This window comes from Dokdonia sp. PRO95 (assembly GCF_000355805.1).
In the GTDB taxonomy this organism is placed as follows: Bacteria; Bacteroidota; Bacteroidia; order Flavobacteriales; family Flavobacteriaceae; genus Dokdonia.
On record NZ_CM001837.1, the window covers coordinates 1,962,752 to 1,981,600 of the forward strand.

The window sequence follows — 18,849 nt, forward strand, 5'->3', positions numbered from 1 at the left end:
CTTAACTACTTATTATAACCAATAATTATAGCTCTCAAAATCCATAACTAAAACGGAGTGATGAGCACAAAATATATACTACTATGAGCCTATCTACAGAAGTGATGACCGCAATGAAAGAAGCAATGAAAGCTAAAGATCAAAATGCACTAACATCATTACGTGCTATAAAATCTGCAATCTTACTTGCGCAGACAGAGACGGGTTCAAAAGAAGAGATTACCGAAGAGCAGGAGCTTAAATTGTTGCAAAAACTTGTGAAGCAGCGTAAGGATAGTGCAGCTATTTTTACCGAGCAGGGACGCAATGACTTAGCAGAACCTGAGATAGCACAGGCAGAAGTGATAGCTCGATTTTTACCAGAACAAATGAGTGAGGCAGATGTAGCTAAAGTAGTAGATGAGGTCATTGCTGCAACAGGAGCCCAAGGGATGAAAGATATGGGAAAAGTGATGGGACAGGTAAATGCTAGACTGACTGGAAAAGCAGATGGTAAAACGATTAGTACAATTGTTAAGGCACGTCTTTCTTAAAAGTATATAGATAACTTAATTTTTTTAAAACCCTTGTATAATAGCCTTTTATGCGTGAAAGCAGTCTTTTCATCGAATTGACAACGTAGTTGTGTCATTTAATTAAAAGGTTTACTAATATTGTGCTCCCCAGCGAGACTCCTGCAGTCTTTAAATAAACCCCCTAAATAGTTTTTAACGTTTAACTTTTATACCAACAGGTTATGAAGGGATTTATGAGGTGCGCCTTTATTTTAGTGATTATTTTGAGTGCCGTAAGTAGCGCAAGTGCTCAACAAGGAAAGCTTGCGAGAGCAAATAAAAAGTTTAATCAGCTAGCTTATATAGATGCGATAGAGATTTATAAAGACCTCGTTGCAGAGGGTTTTAAATCATATCAAGTTTTTAATAAAATTGCAGAGGCTTATTACTATAATGGTAAGTATTCTCAAGCCCAAGAATGGTATGGCAAACTCACAGAGAGCTATGCAGATTCTGTAAGTGATGAGCATTACTTTAGATATGCTCAAACACTACGCGCTATAAAAGAATATGATAAGTCTGATGAGATGATGCAAATATTTGCAGATCGTAGCGGAAATGATTTTAGGGCAAAACTATTCAAAGAAAACCCAGACTATACAAAGGTAGAAGGGTACCGAGAAAGTTATTATACGGTTAATATGATACGAGAGATGAACTCTCGATACTCAGATTTTGGTCCGTCATATTATAAAAACCAAGTGATTTTTGCTTCGGCAAGAGATACGGGTTCCATTACAAGACGTATACATAAGTGGAACAATCAGCCATTTCTAGATTTATATAAGTCTACTATGAAAGAAGACGGAAGCATGTCTCCGCCTTCACGTTTTCACCGCAAGGTAAATACCATCTTTCATGAAAGCACTCCTACGTTTACAAAGGATGGAAAGATAATGTATTTTACAAGAAATAATTTTACAGATGGAGATTTTGCAAAATCGTCAGATGGGATTAATAAATTAAAGATTTACAAATCAACGCTACTCGATAAAGATAAAGGAAGTTGGTCTGAAGCGATTGAAGTTTCATTTAATGAAGAAGAATATGCGACTGCGCATCCTGCTTTGAGTCCAGATGGAAAAACTCTTTATTTTTCATCAGATAGACCAGGGAGTGTGGGGCTGTCAGATATTTGGAAAGTAGCTATTAACGGTGATGGAAGCTTTGGTGAACCTGTAAATCTTGGAAAACCTATAAATACAGAAGGAAGAGATGCCTTTCCATTCATGAGTAGTACTGGGAATCTTTACTATGCCTCAGATGGATATCCAGGGCTGGGTGGACTTGATATTTTTGTAACTAACCCATCTTCAGAAGAGATTACGGTTGCAAGTTTGGGTGAGCCTATTAATAGCTCTGCAGATGATTTTGCTTATATCGTAAACGATACTTTAAAAACTGGTTTCTTCTCTTCAAGTCGTAACCAAGGAATGGGGAGTGATGATATTTATAGATTCAAGCAAAAGGAAAAGCCAGAGCCACGTTGTGATGTAGATGTCTTAGGATTTATAACGGATGCAGTTACAAAACAACCTATAACAGATGCAAAGGTGCAACTCATGAATGCCGATAATGAAGTGGTGAAAGAAGTTGATGTAAATTCTCGCGGGTTATATAGATTTAGTCTTGTTTGCTCAGAGAATTACGTGATCCGTGCGACTTCAAAATTATATTATGCAAAGGAGGTGATAGTAATCACACCGGCAGAACCAGAAACTTTACAAAAAGATATAGAGCTTGAGTTGAGACTTACAGAAGTAGGCGTGGGTGATGATCTTGCAAAACTTCTTAAGCTTAACCCTATTTATTTTGATTATAATAAATCTAACATAAGACCAGATGCAGCGTTAGAACTTACAAAAGTGATTTCGGCCATGAAGCAAGTGCCAGATATGGTGATAAGTGTAAGGTCTCATACTGACAGTAGAGGTAAGGATGACTATAACCTGTCACTTTCAGATAGAAGAGCAAAGTCTACAGTTGCATATATTATCTCTAGAGGTATCGACGCTGGTAGAATTACTGGTCAAGGCTATGGAGAGACAGAGCTGGTAAATAACTGTGATAATAATGCAGACTGTACAGAGGAGCAACATCAATTAAATCGTCGTTCAGAATTTATTGTGATTACTCAGTAAAGATTTACATTTGCGCTTTCGCGAAAGCGTAAAAAGGCTCAGTAGTTCAATTGGATAGAATATCAGATTTCGGCTCTGACGGTTGGAGGTTCGAATCCTCTCTGGGTCACGAATAAATAGAAAAGGAGGAAATAATTTGAGCTTGCTCAGAAATTATTTTTCTCCTTTTCTATTTTCAAAGCGGAGCTTTGTAGGATCACCGAAGCGCAGCAGAGGTAATCCTTTCGTGAAAGTTTCCATTACAGATATATCTTTCTTTAAGAAGTTTGATTTCTGTCCCTTCCAGCTCACGAATGAGTACAAAGTTCCCAAAGTAAATCAAGTATTCTTTAATTTCTAATTGGGGCTTTTCTATTTTCAAAGCGGAGCTTTGTAGGATCACCGAAGCGCAGCAGAGGTAATCCTTTCGTGAAAGTTTCCATTACAAATATATCTTTCTTTAAAAAGTTTGATCTCTGTCCCTTCCAGCTCACGAATGAGTACAAAGTTCCCATAGCAAATTAAGTGTGCTTGAATTTGCAATTGGGGCTCTTCTATTTTCAAAGCGGAGCTTTGGAGGATCATCGAAGCGAAGCGGAGGTAATCCTCTCGTGAAAGTCTCCATTACAAATATATCTTTCTTTAAAAAGTTTGATCTCTGTCCCTTCCAGCTCACGAATGAGTACAAAGTTCCCATAGCAAATTAAGTGTGCTTGAATTTGCAATTGGGGCTCTTCTATTTTCAAAGCGGAGCTTTGAGAATCACCGAAGCGCAGCAGAGGTAATCCTTTCGTGAAAGTTTCCATTACAGATATATATTCCAGAAGCTAGTAGGAGAGTGAGATTAATTACAACCACATGTAAATTATTATAGGCTTTAACAGTTCAATAGTTGCATATGGTAAATCATAATCCTACATTGGTAGTCTAATCTATGATGACACAACCAGACGCATTAATTAATAAGTTTCTCGAGAAAGATCCTGCATCTTTTGAGAAAATTTATGAACTCTATAGCGAGAGCTTATTTGGAGTCATAAATAGTGTTGTACATAACCAAGAGGTGGCAGAAGAGTTATTACAAGACACCTTTGTTAAAATCTGGAACAATTCAGATAAGTACAACCCTTCAAAAGGAAGATTTTTTACGTGGATGCTCAACATAGCTCGCAATGGAGCTATAGACAAAACACGTTCTAAAGATTTCAAAAATCAAAAGAAAAACCATACTGCCGAATATTTCGTAGATATTCTCGAGGAGAAAGGAAGTTTTAATACTTCGGTAGATGCGATAGGTATCAAGAAGTATGTAGACGTCCTAGAGCCGCTCTGTAAAAAGATAATTCATTTCTTGTTTTTTCAAGGTTACACTCAAAAGGAGACAGCCGAAGAGCTAGACATTCCTTTAGGTACCGTAAAAACACGAAATAGAATTTGTATTAAAAAACTTAGAGATATAGTAGGCGTAGTATGAAAAATTCACAAACATATATAGATTCAGGGGTTCTCGAACTCTTTGTATATGGAACACTTCCTGAAGAGGAAATGGTGGAGATTGCTCGTGAGGTATCTCAAGATACAGCGCTACAACAAGAAGTAGTAGAGATCGAAAACCACTTAATGCATCTTGCTAAGGCAGCCGCTCCTGGTGAGCCTAAGGATGTGAGTGTTCTAAGAAAGTATCTAAAAGATAATGATACAAAGGTAATCCCGCTTTCGCGAAAGCAAACACCTATCATTGCATTTATGGGATGGGCTGCAGCAATATTACTGCTTGCGGGTATAGGTTACTTATACACTGAAAATAACAAGCTTGAAGATCGTATTGTTGATACGGAGAGAGAATTGTTACTTCAAGAAGGTAAAACACAAGTTGCAGAAACAAACCTCGATCAAACTAGAGGATTGCTTAATGTAATACGTAAACAAGATTTAATTGCAGTGCCACTAGGAGCGCAAGCTATAGCACCAGAAGCTTATGCATCTGTGTATTGGGATAAGAAAAGTGGTAAAGCATATATAGATGTAAAAGGTTTACCAGAACCTCCTAAAGGGAAGGTTTACCAAGTGTGGTCTCTTACCTTAGAGCCTCTTACGCCTACGAGCATAGGAGTTCTTGATCAGTACGATGCTAGCGGAAATCAAATATTTGAACTAAGCAACCCTAATGAGTCCGAAGCCTTCGGAATTACGTTAGAGCCAGAAGGAGGAAGTGCTTCTCCTACACTAGAGCAACTATATACATTAGGAGTGGTTGCAGCATCTTAAGGTGCTTAAGAGACTTCTAATTACATTTAATATACATACGTATAGTATCAATTTAAAAACTCCTTGCTAGTTCTATAGTAAGGAGTTTTTTATAATCCATCAATTCACTTACCAACAAATAATCTCGCTAGTTTATTAACTATTCATATAGTTATGTAGACTCTAGCGATGGTCTCATGGGATGTGCTTACTTAGTTAACTTTCTAAAAGACCTTACATGGCGATGGCTTAATCGAACAGGATGACCATTGCTTTCGCGTGTAGGTCATATATTATTAGGTGTTACTTGAGCTTATGCTTATGCTTATGAAGAGGTGATAAGCTAATCTAACTTATGAAACATAAAAAAAGCGTCTTACTCAAAAGAGTAAGACGCTCATACAAACAAAATCAAAAACTATCCAACCATTAATAGTTTTCTAATAACCTTACTATATCTACGTAAAACATTGTCAAGCGGTTTCGTAGATTAGGAAAATTATAAATTTTGTATTTCTTTATAGGTAACAGGACCTAGTTCAAAGCTTGTTTCCAGTAGCTCTTCCTTCACAGGCGCTAGCTCATTTTTCATATCAAGAGCTTTATATATTTGTGCTGTGTGGAACTGTGCCATAGGTTCATGAGTTTTACCAATTACATGTTCTTGAGTTATGCTTAAGGCTTTTTCATAATCTCCATTTCCATAATAAGCATGTGCTAGTAGGTCATAAGACATAGGAGTGGGTCTATTGTTTACTTCCTTTTGAGCTAGGGTTATAGCCTGCTGTGATGTCTCAGGCTTGCTTGCATATATTTCAACTAGGTAGGCTCCATACATATCTCCGTAACTTGGATTTGAAACTCGGGATAAAAAATTGTTTAACGCTTCTCTGGCGCTATCTTCATCGCCAGTGCTTTCATAAATCTCTGACTTAAATAATTCATAATCTGGGCTTTTACTATCTTTTTCTATAGCTTCAATTATGCGCAAAGCTTCAGTAGGATTGTTTTCATAGGAGTATGCAATCCAGGCAATTCCTTTTTTTGCGTAAGCATTACTAGGATCAATCGCTAGTGCTTTGAGATAGTGATTGTAAGCATCATTAATTCTTCCTGCATGACCATAATAATCTGCGAGATTTGTGTAGACCCAGACTTGTAATCCCTTTTGCTTGCTACTTTCTGCAATGGCTTTGGCAGCTTCCATGTGTTGGATTGTTTTGTCAAGATTTCCTTTGTAATCTTCTAGTTTTCCAAGTCTAATCAGGTAGTTGTAGTCTGAGAAATCTGTTTCTTTTGTTAGGATTTTTTCTGCCTTCTCATAATCTCCTAGTTCCATGGCTACATCAAAGGCAACTAGATTAATAGCTTTGATTTCTCCACCAGCTACTATACGAGCGCTATCTACAAGTGTTTTTGCTTCTTTAAAACGGTGCTGAGTGATGTAGTTTTGGGCTAATGCTAGTAGTTTACCATCTTTGCCTATGTTTGTTACTAGCGCAGATCTTGTGAGATTTTTTTCTGCATCTTTGAGTTGCTTTATAGATGCATTGAGTTGAAAGATCTTCGTTTGCATTCCTGCACTTTTTGATAGCTCAATAAGCTGGATGCTATCCTCTTTTATCCGTTTATTCCAGAAGCTCAATTCTTTTTCTGCCTTTGCAATTTCTTTTGAGTTTTTTGTTTGCAGGTATTTTTCATAATCTGCTTTGTTAAGAATGTTTTTGTCCTCATTTGAGCATGAGATAAAAAGAGCGGTTGTGAGAATTAGTAAGGTTGTAAATTTCATAAGATTGTTTGATTTTGTACAAAAAAGGGTCTGAACAAATCAGACCCCTTTTAAGCTAATTAAAAATAATTACATTTTTATTGTGGTCCTACCAAGTATGGAAATGTAGTTGTTCCCATAGCACCTGTTCCAGCGCTTACGTTATCTGTAACTAAAATTGGTAAATCTGCTGTTCCATCATCATCAAGATCTTGTCCGTTGTATTTGTCTCCATTATTTCCTCCAAAAAGTAAAATTAGAGATACATCTACAACATCATCACTAAGAGTTCGACCTGTTAAAACATTAGTTCCATCAAAATATGTAGTAGGTGCATCTGGTGCAACCTGTAATACGTCTTGAGCTAATATTGTTGTAAGCGTTGGAGCGTCTAGACCTAAAATGTTTGTTTCATATTCAACTCCAAATGCATCGTGCAGGGCTACAGCTTTGTTTAAGAAGTCTGCTTGAAATCCAGCAACCATCTCAGAAGGGATTGTTGTATTAAAGCTATTTTTTGATGCGCTATCTCCTCCTAATACAGTATTAATTGCTGCACGTCCCATTTGATCTTGTTGAACAAACGTTCCAGAAAAGTCAACCTCTGTAGGTGTAGGTTCTGGGTCGATTGTGATAGGTGTGTTATCGTCGTCGTCGCTACATGATACAACTCCCGCTAGAAGAACTGCTGCAAATAGATATTTTATATTTTGTAATTTCATGATATATGTCTTTTAACTATTATTGTTTTGTTTTTGCTTCAACCCAAGTATTCCAGATCTGAACACCTGTTCCAGCTGGATGTGCCGAAGTACCACCTAATAAAGTGTTTGGAACTTCAACTACTACAGAAAGTACGTTTGTCCCTTCAAAAGGATCTGAAGCATTTTCAGCAGTTTGAAAACCACCGTTTGGTCCAGTTGTTCCTGTAAAAGGTCCTTCAGGATTTCCTACAACAGCATTAAAAGTTGTAAAATCAAAGAAAAAAGGATCTGCTCTTAATCCAGCAAATATTTTAATTCCATCTGTGGTAGTCATTGTGACAGCGTCATCTCCAGTAGAGATATCTACAGATCCTATAAGAGCGCTTTCGTCAATCGTACTGTTAAGTCCTGTTGAAGAAATTTCATAAGGTCCAAAGAAATACATTTTCCCATCTCTTGGGATTGCCTGTATTACTCTATCTTCCACTAGATCACCATCGTTGTCTATGTTGAACTCAACAAGAACGTTCTCGTCAAACTCAGCTTCTCCAGCTAGCGAACTTTGCACGTTTGCTACAAATACGGTGTTGCTTGAATTTTCAGCACTTTCAAATGCGAAGTAATCAGTAATGTCTGCGGTTGTTCCGCCTACTGCAGGAGCATCTAAGTGATCTGCTGCGATAAGTGCACCTACTCCGAGTAAGACAGCACCTGCGATTAGAATTTTTGGTAATTTTTTCATTGTTGTATATTGTTTATTTGAGAACACTTACGCAGTTAATATTCGTGAGGTTTCTATTAAGACGTTAAAATCTTGTTAAGAGAAAAATCTAAGAAACCAAAACACCAGATGGTTATTCTATATATTAGCAGCGACACACAAGAAATAACATAACATAAATTATATATAAGATCATGAATACCATATTAGGAATAGGAAGCAGGATAGACCATAACAAACTAGGTAAAGGTGTAATTACAAATGTCACTTCAGAGTTATATTGGGTTACATTTATAGATGGAGGACTAGAGACAATTACCTTAGATGATAATTTTGAAGTTATAGAGGCGATAGAAGGTGAGGTGGATAGTGTGAGTATGTATGAGGTAGAAAAAACCTTCCGAGATCTATTAAAAAGATACAGTGATGTCTCTGAGGTAGTCCCTATTGCAGATAAGTGGAGGGGAGGAATGATGACATTATCTCCTAAGGATAGTAACTTGTCATCTAAGGATATATCAATAGAAAGCTTCTTTCATAAAATTGTGATGGTACGTGACCGAGTGCGCGTTATGGAGCAAAAGATTAATGCCAGTAAGATACTAGACGATCAAGATAAGATTGATCTCCAGCAGTACATAACACGTATTTATGGTAGTCTTACTACGTTTAACGTGCTGTTCAAAAATTCGTCTCAAAACTTTAAAGGTGCGTCTTCTAAAAAGTAAATGCTGAGGTAATTGGATACAGCAGACTATTTATAATATCATTACGCTTTCGCGAAAGCAAAAAATAAATACCTCCCGTAAATTATAATAGATACACCTTAAGATCATAATAATATTTAATTTTTAGGAACTGCGTATTTCTACATTGCTTACATTTATGGCTCACTTTCTAATCTAATAAGAATCAAATCAATGGAATCATATCAACCACAAATAGTACCGGTAAGTTCACTATCTGATGAGCGCCGAGTGGCATTTTATCGCAAGACGTACACTTATGTAGCACTTGCAGTATTATTATTTATCATCACCGAATACTTGTTTTTTCAATCACCAGTTATTGTGAATTTTGCTTTATCTCTCACAGGAGGTTGGAGCTGGCTATTATTGTTAGGTGCATTTATGTTTATTACAAACTACGCAGAGGGTTTAGCACTTAAAACCAGAGATAAAAATCAACACTATTTAGCTTTAGGAGTTTATGTAGTTGCAGAGGCTTTTATTTTTATTCCTCTACTTTTCATGGCATTTTCTATGATAGATGGAGTAGAGATTTTACAAAAGGCTGCCGTGATGACTATTGCTTTATTTGCTGGATTATCTGCAGTGGTGATCCTTACTAAAAAAGACTTTTCTTTTTTACGATCTATACTTGCTATAGGATTTTTTCTAGCAATAGGCCTTATGGTTGGGGGACTTCTCTTTGGATTTGACCTCGGCTTGTGGTTTAGTGTCGCAATGGTAGCACTCGCTGCTGGATCTATCTTATATACTACTTCAAATATGGTTCATAAATATGATGAAGAGCAATATGTAGCAGCTGCTTTAGGTTTATTTGCCTCACTCATGTTATTATTCTGGTATATTTTGAGAATATTTATGTCAAGAGATTAATAATTAAGATAATGTAATATAAGAAAGCCATCGCCTTGAACAGCGATGGCTTTTTTATTTATGAAAGTATACTCTTTATGAGAGCTGCGATTTTAGATTCTTGATGGTAATTACAGGATCTTTTGATTTAAAAATAAAACTTCCTGCCACAAGTACATCCGCTCCTGCTTGAACAAGTTGGGAAGCATTTTTGTCACTCACCCCACCGTCAATTTCTATAAGCGTAGGTGCATTTTTCTTGTTGATTAAAGCTTTGAGAGCAGTCACCTTATCGTAAGTGTTTTTAATAAACTGCTGTCCTCCAAATCCTGGATTTACACTCATCATACACACTAGATCTATGTCTTGTATAACATCCTCGAGGTGGCTCACAGGCGTGTGTGGGTTGAGTGCTACGCCAGCTTTCATTCCTGCTGCTTTAATTATTTGTAATGTTCTATGAAGGTGAGTACACGCTTCAAAATGTACGGTAAGAATATTTGCTCCTAGATCTGCAAAAGTTTGCACGTAGCGATCTGGATCTACAATCATTAAGTGTACATCAATTGTTTTTTTTGCATGTTTTGCAATGTCCCGTAGTACAGGCATTCCAAAAGAAATATTTGGAACAAAAACACCATCCATAATATCTATATGAAACCAGTCTGCTTCACTGGTATTTATCATTTCTATATCACGTTGCAAGTTTGCAAAATCTGCAGCAAGTATTGAAGGGGCAATGAGTGTGCTAGGCATATAATAGACGTTTTGTGTAAAGATATGATTCTCCTTTAAGGTATGAAGGGAGGGGCAAAAAGTTTTATTATCTAGAATATATAAAATGAAAAATCCCCGGTAATCAGCCGGGGATTCATTCATCAATCAAAAAACGAACAGTTATGATAAACTGTTGTTGTCATTATTAAGTCGCCAGGGGCGTTAATTGCAATTTTGTATAACAAAGATACCAAATCTTTTTACTGTAAAAAACACCAAGAGCATTCCCAATTGGTTTTAACACATTATCGGTAAAAATGATAAGGTTATCCTAAATAAGTCTTAAGAATTTTACTGCGAGAGGTGTGTTTTAATCTACGTATCGCTTTTTCCTTAATCTGTCTCACTCGCTCGCGAGTAAGATCAAAAGTTTCACCTATTTCTTCAAGTGTCATAGGTTGTTGATCTCCTAGACCAAAATAAAGTCTAACTACATCTGCCTCACGTGGTGTTAGTGTTTCTAGCGCACGTTCTATTTCAGTTTTAAGTGATTCATGTAATAAGGCTCTGTCTGGATTAGGTGATTCGCCAGAGTTTAAGACATCATACAAGTTAGAGTCTTCTCCTTCTATAAGAGGAGCATCCATACTAATATGTCTTCCAGAATTTTTAAGAGATTCCTTCACATCCTTAACCGTCATGTCAAGCTCCTTGGCAATTTCCTCAGGGCTAGGAGGGCGTTCATTTGCTTGTTCTAAGAAAGCAAATGTTTTATTAATCTTATTAATGGACCCAATCTTATTGAGCGGTAAACGCACTATACGAGATTGCTCTGCAAGCGCTTGCAAAATGGACTGGCGTATCCACCACACGGCATACGATATAAACTTAAAACCACGAGTTTCATCAAAGCGCTGTGCAGCTTTAATAAGTCCTAAATTCCCTTCGTTAATAAGATCAGGAAGAGTAAGTCCTTGATTTTGATATTGTTTTGATACCGAAACCACAAAACGTAAGTTTGCTTTAGTAAGCTTTTCTAACGCACGGTGATCACCAGCTTTTATACGCTGTGCTAGTTCAACCTCTTCATCTGCTGTGATGAGGTCAACTTTACCAATTTCTTGTAAGTATTTGTCTAAGGATGCGGTCTCACGATTAGTGACCTGCTTAGTAATTTTAAGCTGTCTCATAGGGTTGTAATGAACTAGGGTTTGTCTATTATACCTGTTATACGCAGCAAAGTTGCAAAATGTTACAAAAATCTTAAAGTTTTTTTTAAATGATTTTTATGTTATAGCTTATGCGACTTTGATAATTTTATTAATCTATTGCTGTTTAGGTATTTGTAAATTTGGGATAATCCTTCAGTAGCTTGCTTTGTAAGCTTCTGGCTTTTAAGATTAGAAATTATATTTCCAAGTGATTATCGCTGTTCTAAATACGCTTTCGCGAAAGCGTATTTAGAACCCATAAACATTCCCATATAGTTTGTTATTATTCTATTTGAAAATTTTTAAACTACTGCGCTATTAAATACCTTTGTTGTCTATGATAAGTTTACCTCTTTTTATTTCTGGTGCCGAAATTGCCTTCGTTATATTTATAGTGATTATGGTTTTTGGTGCAGACAAAGTTCCAGAAATCGCGCGCGGTTTAGGGAAGGGAATGCGTCAACTTAAAGACGCTACAAACGATATCAAGTCAGAAATCACAAAAACTGCCGAAAGAAACGATATTGATCTTGATCTGACTAAGGATATTAAGAAGGAGATTGATAAAGCAAAAGAGGATATAAACGACATTACAGGCCCTATTAAAAGATCCTTATAACGCATTGGCATTCTCTAAGCTCTGAAATCTCAAGGAGTGTTTCTTACATATTTACTACTTCACACGACTCACCGTAAGCCCATCTCTTATAGGTAATAGAACGGTCTCTAGACGTTTGTCTTCATTGAGTAGCTTGTTATATTCCAGTAACACTTTAGTGTCTATGTCTTTCTCATTAAGTGGTTCAACCACTTTGCCGCTCCAGAGCACATTATCAGAAAGGATAATGCCACCCTTGCTCATCTTATCAATAATCACATTATAGTAATTAATGTAGTTGCGTTTATCTGCATCTATAAAAACGAGGTCAAATGTAGTGTCAATGGTTGGAATGATATCTAACGCTTGACCGAGGTGCTGTGTAATTTGTGATCCGTAAGGCGATGAGTCAAAATGCTTGCGCTGGAAGTCTACAAGTTCTTCCTTAATATCTATGGTATGTAGAGACCCTTCTTGTTGTAAACCTTCGGCGAGGCATAAGCCGGAGTAGCCAGTAAAAGTCCCTATCTCAAGAATGTTTTTTGGGTTTACTAGCTTGCTTATCATACTAAGCACTCTACCTTGATACGCACCAGAAAGCATACGTGGTTGTAGTATCTTTTGGTAGGTTTCCTTTGTAAGCGCTTTGAGATGAGCTGGTTCTTGCGCCGAGTGGGCAACCACGTAATCATCAAGTTCCTCTGGTAAAAAATGCATTATAAATAAGTTTGAAAAGGCAAAATTACCTATCGCTTTTGAGATAGGTCTAGGTAATACAATAATTTATTTTTCGCCTAATATTCTTTTTCTGAAAGCTTCTTTGCGCTTCTCATCATCTCCATATAGCCAGCGCACAACATTATCATCCCATATCTGGTCATACTCGGTAGCATTAATAATCTCGCGTTCTAAAGCAAGATCTAATATCTTACCAGGATAACTACTCTGGTTGTCACTTTCCATCTCACCCAGCGGGTATGGATCATCAAGTCCCATAACCACCTGTTTGCTTCCTTGGTTTTCTATCACCATTTTAAGCGAATTTGTATCGTGTACTAGGGTGTCAAAAAAGATATTAGGATGCCCCACAGATTTACGTGGGTGTGTTTTTCCTTCAAAAAGATCTGGCCTTCCGTCAAAACCTTGTATACGTCTCCCTAGATTTATTTGTGCTAGTTGGCCACCGTGTGCAAAGCATACACGCATACCTGGATACTTATCTGCATAGCCATTAAGCGTAAGAAAGTGGTAAGCATCTGCACATTGTGCAAGCATCCAGATGAGGTGAAAACGCCAGTTTGTATTCTGCAGTTTTATAAACTTCTCACCATCATATGGGTGAATCTCTACTGCGAGATTATACTTGCTTGCAAGTTCAAAAATAGGTTCATTTTCTTCATCAAAAATACATCGCCACGTCCCGATGGTATCCATATAGTGTGTAGGCAAGCATAGTAAATCCATACCTAGCACTTCTACACATCGCTCTATCTCCCATAATGCTCCACGCACAAACCCTGGATGTACCACAAAACCAGTTGTAAATTTATCTGGGTGATCTTGTTGTACTCGTGCATTAAAGTCGTTCTGAAACTTAAGTGCTTGCTTCATTTCCTCAAGACGCAGTCCGTTTCCATAAAGTTGCGAGAGGTTAAGTACCACCGCGTGGTCTACCTTGTTACGTTCCATCCACTCCAGTTTTTCGTGCAAGAAAAAACTAGAATCTGTCACAGGTCTGCTCCAGTCTTTTTGGAGCATAAACTTTCGGTCTTTGTCTACCCAAAAAATCCCTTTGTCTTTCATAAACTGAGGAATTTCCTCAGGGTATGGAAGTAAGTGAGAGTGACCGTTTATCCGAAGTTTTTTATGTGACATATTAAGTATGCTTTCGCGAAAGCGTACTACGCAATCGCTGTTGTGTTTTTAAAAATACAATTATTATATGAGTACCGCCTTACTCTTTTACCTTCTTGAGTTGTATATAATATAAGACGAGTAGTATAATAAAACCGCCAAAGGTTGCCACCAAAAAATAACTACTTAATCCCGTCTGTTTACCCACGGCAACTGCCATAGATTGATATACTAGCCACCCAAAAAGAAGGGTGCAATACAGCGCCATTTGTGACATAAAGGTTTTTGTAACGGTAACCTGTGCCTCATTTTTAACCCCTTGCTTATGCTTATTAATCTTTATAGACTTGCCTGTCATAAACTGGAATAGTAAGATAAGTACGACGCTAAGTACGGGTAAGATAAAAAGTTCATTTTTTGACCCATATCTATCTGCCACCCCAGTCGCATCAAAGTGCATAGGTACCTCGTCTGGAATGTCTCCATAGTGTATCAAAATCATCGCAAAGGTAACTCCCGCTACGAGCCAACTTAGTATCCAGAAAATCTTTTTAATATCCATCTACAAGCTTTTTGTGCGCCCTCCATCTACAGGGACATTTATTCCATTAATAAATGAAGCGGCTTCACTAGCAAGAAAAACGATTGCATTTGCAACCTCTTCTGGCTTTGCAAAACGTTTTGCTGGTGAAGCGTTTGCCATAGTTTGTGATACCTCTTCTATAGATTTCCCAGTCTTTTTTGCCTTGTTTTCTATAATCTCAGAGAGTCTGCCCGTAGCGGTTGCACCAGGAAGTACGTTATTTACGGTAATGCCGTATTGTCCTAGTTCATTTGCCATCGTTTTACTCCAGTTTGCCACGGCACCACGTATCGTATTACTCACGCCTAGACCATCTAGCGGTTGCTTTACCGAGGTAGAAATCACGTTAATAATACGCCCATATCCTTCGGCTTTCATCCCTGGAAGTACGGTTTGTGTTAATAGATGATTGGTTTGTAGGTGTTGGGTAAACGCTTTCGCGAAAGCGGTAATATCTGCATCCACAATTGGTCCACCTGGAGGGCCACCCGTGTTATTGATTAATATGTGATACACATTGCCCGTTGCCGAAACAGCAGCTGCCACCTCCTGCGGATTTGTAAAATCTGCCACCACATAGCTGTGCTTTTGTGAACCGTTATTAGGTAACTGTGCGATAACATTTTTGAGCTTTTCTTCTGTACGAGCAGCAAGGGTTACGTTTGCACCTTCTTCTGCTAGACCCATTGCGGTTGCAAGTCCAATCCCTGCTGTAGAGCCACAGACGAGGGCATTTTTATTAGTTAGGTTTAGTTTCATAGTATGTGATTGCGAGCGTAGCGAACTAATCTGTCCGAGCGAACTCTAATTTTATTTTCTAATTATATTTTATACAAACATTCTTTGCTTCAGTAAAAAATCGGAGCGCTTCAAAGCCGCCTTCACGACCCACGCCGCTAGCTTTCACTCCGCCAAAGGGTGTGCGCAAATCTCGATTCATCCACGTATTCACCCAGACAATACCAGCTTCAAGTACATTGCTTAAACGCATTGTTCTGTCAAGCTGCTGAGTCCAAACCGTTGCAGAGAGTCCGTATTTTGTTCCGTTTGCTAGTGCAAGGGCTTCTTCTTCGGTGTCAAAAGGCATTATAGTCACCACAGGTCCAAAAATCTCTTCTTGGTTAAGTTTACAGTTATTACTCTCCACCTCAATAACCGTAGGTTCTAAGTAATAGCCCTTCTCATATCCTGCAACGGTTACTCGTTTACCACCACAAAGAACAGTGCCTCCGTATGCCTGCGCATTATTAATATAATCTTCTACTTTCTCAAGATGTGATTTTGAAACGAGAGCTCCAAGGTTTGTTTTCTCTTGTGATGGATGTCCCACAACTAACTCCTTAACTTTTGAAATGAAATCACTTTTAAATCGGTCATAAATAGATTGCTCTACAAAAATGCGACTCCCACAGAGACAGATTTGCCCTTGATTTGCAAAGGAACTCCTTACCGTTGTGGCAAGCATATCTTCATAATTGCAATCGGCAAAAATGAGGTTTGGGTTTTTACCACCTAGTTCTAGCGAGAGTTTTTTAAACATAGGTGCACACGTCTTTGCAAGATGCGCTCCCGTTTTTGTGCCTCCCGTAAAGCTTATCGCCTTGATATCTTTATGTTCTAAAATAGCTTGTCCCGTTGTTTGCCCCAGTCCGTGTACAATATTGAGAACACCAGGAGGAAGCTCTGCCTCCGTACAAATCTCACCTAGTAGGTAAGCTGTCATAGGAGTCACTTCACTAGGTTTTGCAATCACACAATTGCCAGCGGCTATTGCTGGAGCGATTTTCCAGGTAAAAAGATACAGCGGTAAATTCCACGGACTTATGCATCCCACCACGCCTATGGGTTTACGCAGGGTAAAATTCATTGCGTTCAGCCCCACACTCTCGTGACTCTCTGCCGAAAACTGAGTGATCGCATTTGCAAAAAACCGAAAGTTACTCGCCGCCCTCGGGATATCTACAGCCATTGCTAATGAAACCGGTTTCCCATTATCCCGACTTTCGGCCTGAGCAAGTTCTTCAAGTCTAGCTTCAATGCCACTTGCAATGTTCATCAAGATGCGACTGCGCTTATCAAGTGTGGTGCTGGACCACTGCGGGAATGCCGCTTTCGCGAAAGCGGTAGCCTCCTCAATATCTTGCGCGCTACTATTAGGAATCTGCCCATATACCTCACCTGAAGCTGGCTCATAATTATCTAACCAATCATTTGATGCTGGATTTATATAGTCGCCGTTTATGTAGTTTTTGATGTTCATCTATTCCGGCTTATAAGCCATTACCTTAATCTCAACCACCAGATGCGGGTGTGGTAGCTGGTGTACGGCTACGGTGGTTCTTGCAGGGCCAGTTTCTTTATTAAAAAACTCTCCGTAGGCTTCGTTGTAACCACCAAAATCATTCATATTAACAAGAAACGACGTGACATCTACCACATCTTCCATCGTGGCATTTGCGGTTGCGAGTGTTTTCTTTATGTTTTCTAGTACGGCTCTGGTTTGCTCTTTGATATCAAGGTGCATTGTACCCATCTCGTCTATCACGTGCACGCCTGCAAAGGTGTTATCTGCCTTGCGGCTGCTGGTGCCCGAGACAAATAGAAAGTCTCCAGCTCTTTTAATATGAGGATAAGCTCCTCTAGGTGTCACTTTCTTTTCATTAAAAGGATCGCCTTGTAAACGTAGGTCTAAATCTTTATCACTCATAGGTATATGATTTTGTTATATATTTCCGGCTATGGCATCGTCGTGCAAGATGTCTTCTGTAGCCTGTTGTACTTTTTTTAATTTCGCTTTAAGCGAAAGAGAATCAGGTAGTAATCCGTCATCCAGTAGGTTTAAAATAGCCTTGTTTTGTGCTCTACCGCGCGTCATTGCCTCTTTGTATCCTATCGCCTCGTTAAAAGTTACTAAACTATATTTTGAGTAATACTCCGTAGGAAATTCTTTCTCAAATTGTGTCTCTAGCTTTCTCTTTTCTTGAAACATAGGGTGAGCCGTGTGTTCTTTCATCTCGTGAAAGTTATCTACCGCAAGGTCTGCAATGGCATCTGTATCTGGTTTTCTGGTTTTTTCAAATTCCTTGAAAACCTTCTCCCATCCTTGATCGCCAAATGCATCTAGCGTCTCGTCAAAAACTACCACATCTTCAAAACTGGCATTCATCCCTTGCCCATAAAATGGAACAATGGCGTGTGCCGCATCTCCTAGTATACACGTTTTTCCAAAAGCGCTCCACGGGTGGCATTTTATAGTACCTAGCGGCCCTACAGGATTTTCTTCATACTCTTTTACCAGTTCTGGCATCATAGGGATAGCGTCTGGAAACTGTCTTGTAAAGTATTCTGTAATTGCAGCTGGACTATCTAGCGATGCAAAACTATCTGGTGCATCTTCATAATCTATAAATAGCGTTACGGTAAAACTCCCATCTAGGTTAGGTAAAGCAATGATCATATCTCGACCACGTGGCCAGATGTGTAAGGCATTTTTTTCAGTGCGGTAACCGCCATTTTCGGCAGGAGGGAAGGTGAGTTCCTTATAACCGTGACCTAAGTAATCTTGCGAGAAGCTGAATAAAAAGTCGCGACTCATATACATACTCTTACGCACTGCAGATCCTGCACCATCTGCACCTAGAATAATATCTGCAGTGATGGTTTGCTCTTCTTTTGTGTGATAATCTGTAAAGGTTGCCGTAGCATTTTTAAGATCTACGTTTGTACACGCCTGGTTGAAGTGTACTTGTAAGGTATCATACTCATCTGCCGCATTGAGTAGCATAATGTTGAGGTCTGTACGTGAGATAGAATTTATGTATTCATCTGTACGTCCAGAATACGGACTAAAAAGCGTGTTACTTTCTTTGTCGTGCAACATCCTTCCATTCATAGGGATACACAAATCTTTTACTCGATCTTCAAGACCTACGAGACGTATTCCCTTTAAACCTCTGTCTGATAAAGCGAGGTTGATACTTCTACCAGCATCTTGATGTACGGCTCTAAGGTCTGGACGCTTTTCCATCAAGGTGATTTTATAACCACGTTGCGCCATACGTAATGCTAGAAGCGAACCGCAAAGGCCTGCGCCTATAATGAGTATGTGTTCTTGTTTTGCCATATTATATTGTGAGTACTAGTGTGATTTCTCCGTTAGTACTTTTTGAAT

The 18,849-nt window shown here is 38.5% G+C and carries 19 protein-coding genes and 1 tRNA gene; 8 read left to right on the forward strand and 12 right to left on the reverse strand.

Annotation, left to right across the window (positions count from 1 at the left end; all coding sequences use genetic code 11):
* The first annotated feature begins 83 nt into the window (after window positions 1-83).
* From D017_RS08810 to D017_RS08830, 5 genes are all read left to right on the forward strand, one after another.
* Window positions 84-533 (forward strand): GatB/YqeY domain-containing protein, encoded by a 450-nt coding sequence (locus tag D017_RS08810; RefSeq protein ID WP_035336004.1) that lies wholly within the window; start codon window positions 84-86, stop codon window positions 531-533.
* Between the two features lie 203 nt (window positions 534-736).
* Window positions 737-2,695, forward strand: coding sequence for an OmpA family protein (locus D017_RS08815; RefSeq protein ID WP_051583848.1), 1,959 nt, complete (start codon window positions 737-739; stop codon window positions 2,693-2,695).
* A gap of 35 nt (window positions 2,696-2,730) precedes the next feature.
* Window positions 2,731-2,804, forward strand: a tRNA-Arg gene (locus D017_RS08820).
* 804 nt (window positions 2,805-3,608) lie between these two features.
* Window positions 3,609-4,148, forward strand: a complete 540-nt coding sequence (locus D017_RS08825) for a sigma-70 family RNA polymerase sigma factor (RefSeq protein ID WP_035336005.1) — start codon at window positions 3,609-3,611, stop codon at window positions 4,146-4,148.
* Complete coding sequence (locus tag D017_RS08830; RefSeq protein WP_035336007.1) at window positions 4,145-4,942, forward strand: anti-sigma factor; 798 nt, start codon at window positions 4,145-4,147, stop codon at window positions 4,940-4,942. The genes D017_RS08825 and D017_RS08830 overlap by 4 nt, the downstream gene beginning before the upstream one ends.
* A 478-nt stretch (window positions 4,943-5,420) precedes the next feature.
* Here the strand turns inward: D017_RS08830 and D017_RS08835 are convergent, their stop codons facing one another.
* From D017_RS08835 to D017_RS08845, 3 genes are all read right to left on the reverse strand, one after another.
* Window positions 5,421-6,710 carry a tetratricopeptide repeat protein gene (locus tag D017_RS08835; RefSeq protein ID WP_035336008.1) on the reverse strand — a complete coding sequence of 430 codons (1,290 nt, stop codon included), beginning with the start codon at window positions 6,708-6,710 and terminating at the stop codon, window positions 5,421-5,423.
* A gap of 77 nt (window positions 6,711-6,787) precedes the next feature.
* Window positions 6,788-7,411, reverse strand: coding sequence for a hypothetical protein (locus D017_RS08840; protein WP_035336010.1), 624 nt, complete (start codon window positions 7,409-7,411; stop codon window positions 6,788-6,790).
* 19 nt (window positions 7,412-7,430) lie between these two features.
* Window positions 7,431-8,135: a DUF4331 family protein gene (locus tag D017_RS08845; RefSeq protein WP_035336011.1), complete on the reverse strand. Its 705-nt coding sequence runs from the start codon at window positions 8,133-8,135 to the stop codon at window positions 7,431-7,433.
* Window positions 8,136-8,308: 173 nt separating this feature from the next.
* Here D017_RS08845 and D017_RS08850 point away from each other — a divergent pair, with 173 nt between their 5' ends.
* Both D017_RS08850 and D017_RS08855 read left to right on the forward strand, forming a co-directional pair.
* On the forward strand, window positions 8,309-8,842 hold the full coding sequence (locus D017_RS08850) for a hypothetical protein (protein ID WP_035336013.1): 534 nt from the start codon (window positions 8,309-8,311) through the stop codon (window positions 8,840-8,842).
* A 192-nt stretch (window positions 8,843-9,034) separates the two neighbouring features.
* Window positions 9,035-9,736: a Bax inhibitor-1 family protein gene (locus D017_RS08855; RefSeq protein ID WP_051583849.1), complete on the forward strand. Its 702-nt coding sequence runs from the start codon at window positions 9,035-9,037 to the stop codon at window positions 9,734-9,736.
* 75 nt (window positions 9,737-9,811) lie between these two features.
* Here D017_RS08855 and rpe read toward each other — a convergent pair whose 3' ends face one another.
* Together rpe and D017_RS08865 are read right to left on the reverse strand one after the other, a co-directional pair.
* On the reverse strand, window positions 9,812-10,471 hold the full coding sequence (rpe, locus tag D017_RS08860) for a ribulose-phosphate 3-epimerase (RefSeq protein ID WP_035336016.1): 660 nt from the start codon (window positions 10,469-10,471) through the stop codon (window positions 9,812-9,814).
* Between the two features lie 287 nt (window positions 10,472-10,758).
* The gene (locus D017_RS08865; protein WP_035336018.1) at window positions 10,759-11,622 is read right to left on the reverse strand and encodes a sigma-70 family RNA polymerase sigma factor; all 864 of its coding nucleotides are present in this window, start codon (window positions 11,620-11,622) and stop codon (window positions 10,759-10,761) included.
* Between the two features lie 358 nt (window positions 11,623-11,980).
* Between D017_RS08865 and D017_RS08870 the strand changes: the two genes are divergently transcribed.
* The gene (locus D017_RS08870; RefSeq protein WP_035336020.1) at window positions 11,981-12,262 is read left to right on the forward strand and encodes a twin-arginine translocase TatA/TatE family subunit; all 282 of its coding nucleotides are present in this window, start codon (window positions 11,981-11,983) and stop codon (window positions 12,260-12,262) included.
* Window positions 12,263-12,316: 54 nt separating this feature from the next.
* Here D017_RS08870 and D017_RS08875 read toward each other — a convergent pair whose 3' ends face one another.
* The 7 genes from D017_RS08875 to D017_RS08905 form a co-directional block, all read right to left on the reverse strand.
* A complete protein-coding gene (locus D017_RS08875) occupies window positions 12,317-12,958 on the reverse strand; it encodes an O-methyltransferase (protein WP_035336022.1) in 642 nt (213 codons plus the stop codon).
* 66 nt (window positions 12,959-13,024) lie between these two features.
* On the reverse strand, window positions 13,025-14,116 hold the full coding sequence (locus D017_RS08880; RefSeq protein ID WP_035327734.1) for an amidohydrolase family protein: 1,092 nt from the start codon (window positions 14,114-14,116) through the stop codon (window positions 13,025-13,027).
* A 79-nt stretch (window positions 14,117-14,195) separates the two neighbouring features.
* On the reverse strand, window positions 14,196-14,657 hold the full coding sequence (locus D017_RS08885; RefSeq protein ID WP_035336024.1) for a DUF1648 domain-containing protein: 462 nt from the start codon (window positions 14,655-14,657) through the stop codon (window positions 14,196-14,198).
* Window positions 14,658-15,437: an SDR family oxidoreductase gene (locus tag D017_RS08890; RefSeq protein ID WP_035336027.1), complete on the reverse strand. Its 780-nt coding sequence runs from the start codon at window positions 15,435-15,437 to the stop codon at window positions 14,658-14,660. It abuts the gene before it with no gap.
* A 58-nt stretch (window positions 15,438-15,495) separates the two neighbouring features.
* Window positions 15,496-16,938, reverse strand: a complete 1,443-nt coding sequence (locus tag D017_RS08895; protein WP_035336028.1) for an aldehyde dehydrogenase — start codon at window positions 16,936-16,938, stop codon at window positions 15,496-15,498.
* Window positions 16,939-17,385, reverse strand: coding sequence for a RidA family protein (locus D017_RS08900; RefSeq protein WP_035336030.1), 447 nt, complete (start codon window positions 17,383-17,385; stop codon window positions 16,939-16,941).
* Between the two features lie 15 nt (window positions 17,386-17,400).
* The gene (locus D017_RS08905) at window positions 17,401-18,801 is read right to left on the reverse strand and encodes an NAD(P)/FAD-dependent oxidoreductase (RefSeq protein ID WP_035336031.1); all 1,401 of its coding nucleotides are present in this window, start codon (window positions 18,799-18,801) and stop codon (window positions 17,401-17,403) included.
* Window positions 18,802-18,849 lie beyond the last annotated feature (48 nt).

Excerpts from the sequence above, each read along its gene's own strand:
- D017_RS08840 (WP_035336010.1), bottom strand. The coding sequence starts at position 7,411 with ATGAAATTACAAAATATAAAATATCTATTTGCAGCAGTTCTTCTAGCG.
- D017_RS08835 (WP_035336008.1), bottom strand. The coding sequence starts at position 6,710 with ATGAAATTTACAACCTTACTAATTCTCACAACCGCTCTTTTTATCTCA.
- D017_RS08885 (WP_035336024.1), bottom strand. The coding sequence starts at position 14,657 with ATGGATATTAAAAAGATTTTCTGGATACTAAGTTGGCTCGTAGCGGGA.
- D017_RS08870 (WP_035336020.1), top strand. The coding sequence starts at position 11,981 with ATGATAAGTTTACCTCTTTTTATTTCTGGTGCCGAAATTGCCTTCGTT.
- rpe (WP_035336016.1), bottom strand. The coding sequence starts at position 10,471 with ATGCCTAGCACACTCATTGCCCCTTCAATACTTGCTGCAGATTTTGCA.
- D017_RS08850 (WP_035336013.1), top strand. The coding sequence starts at position 8,309 with ATGAATACCATATTAGGAATAGGAAGCAGGATAGACCATAACAAACTA.
- D017_RS08810 (WP_035336004.1), top strand. The coding sequence starts at position 84 with ATGAGCCTATCTACAGAAGTGATGACCGCAATGAAAGAAGCAATGAAA.
- D017_RS08900 (WP_035336030.1), bottom strand. The coding sequence starts at position 17,385 with ATGAGTGATAAAGATTTAGACCTACGTTTACAAGGCGATCCTTTTAAT.
- D017_RS08855 (WP_051583849.1), top strand. The coding sequence starts at position 9,035 with ATGGAATCATATCAACCACAAATAGTACCGGTAAGTTCACTATCTGAT.
- D017_RS08875 (WP_035336022.1), bottom strand. The coding sequence starts at position 12,958 with ATGCATTTTTTACCAGAGGAACTTGATGATTACGTGGTTGCCCACTCG.
- D017_RS08830 (WP_035336007.1), top strand. The coding sequence starts at position 4,145 with ATGAAAAATTCACAAACATATATAGATTCAGGGGTTCTCGAACTCTTT.
- D017_RS08905 (WP_035336031.1), bottom strand. The coding sequence starts at position 18,801 with ATGGCAAAACAAGAACACATACTCATTATAGGCGCAGGCCTTTGCGGT.
- D017_RS08865 (WP_035336018.1), bottom strand. The coding sequence starts at position 11,622 with ATGAGACAGCTTAAAATTACTAAGCAGGTCACTAATCGTGAGACCGCA.
- D017_RS08815 (WP_051583848.1), top strand. The coding sequence starts at position 737 with ATGAAGGGATTTATGAGGTGCGCCTTTATTTTAGTGATTATTTTGAGT.
- D017_RS08880 (WP_035327734.1), bottom strand. The coding sequence starts at position 14,116 with ATGTCACATAAAAAACTTCGGATAAACGGTCACTCTCACTTACTTCCA.
- D017_RS08845 (WP_035336011.1), bottom strand. The coding sequence starts at position 8,135 with ATGAAAAAATTACCAAAAATTCTAATCGCAGGTGCTGTCTTACTCGGA.
- D017_RS08895 (WP_035336028.1), bottom strand. The coding sequence starts at position 16,938 with ATGAACATCAAAAACTACATAAACGGCGACTATATAAATCCAGCATCA.
- D017_RS08890 (WP_035336027.1), bottom strand. The coding sequence starts at position 15,437 with ATGAAACTAAACCTAACTAATAAAAATGCCCTCGTCTGTGGCTCTACA.
- D017_RS08825 (WP_035336005.1), top strand. The coding sequence starts at position 3,609 with ATGATGACACAACCAGACGCATTAATTAATAAGTTTCTCGAGAAAGAT.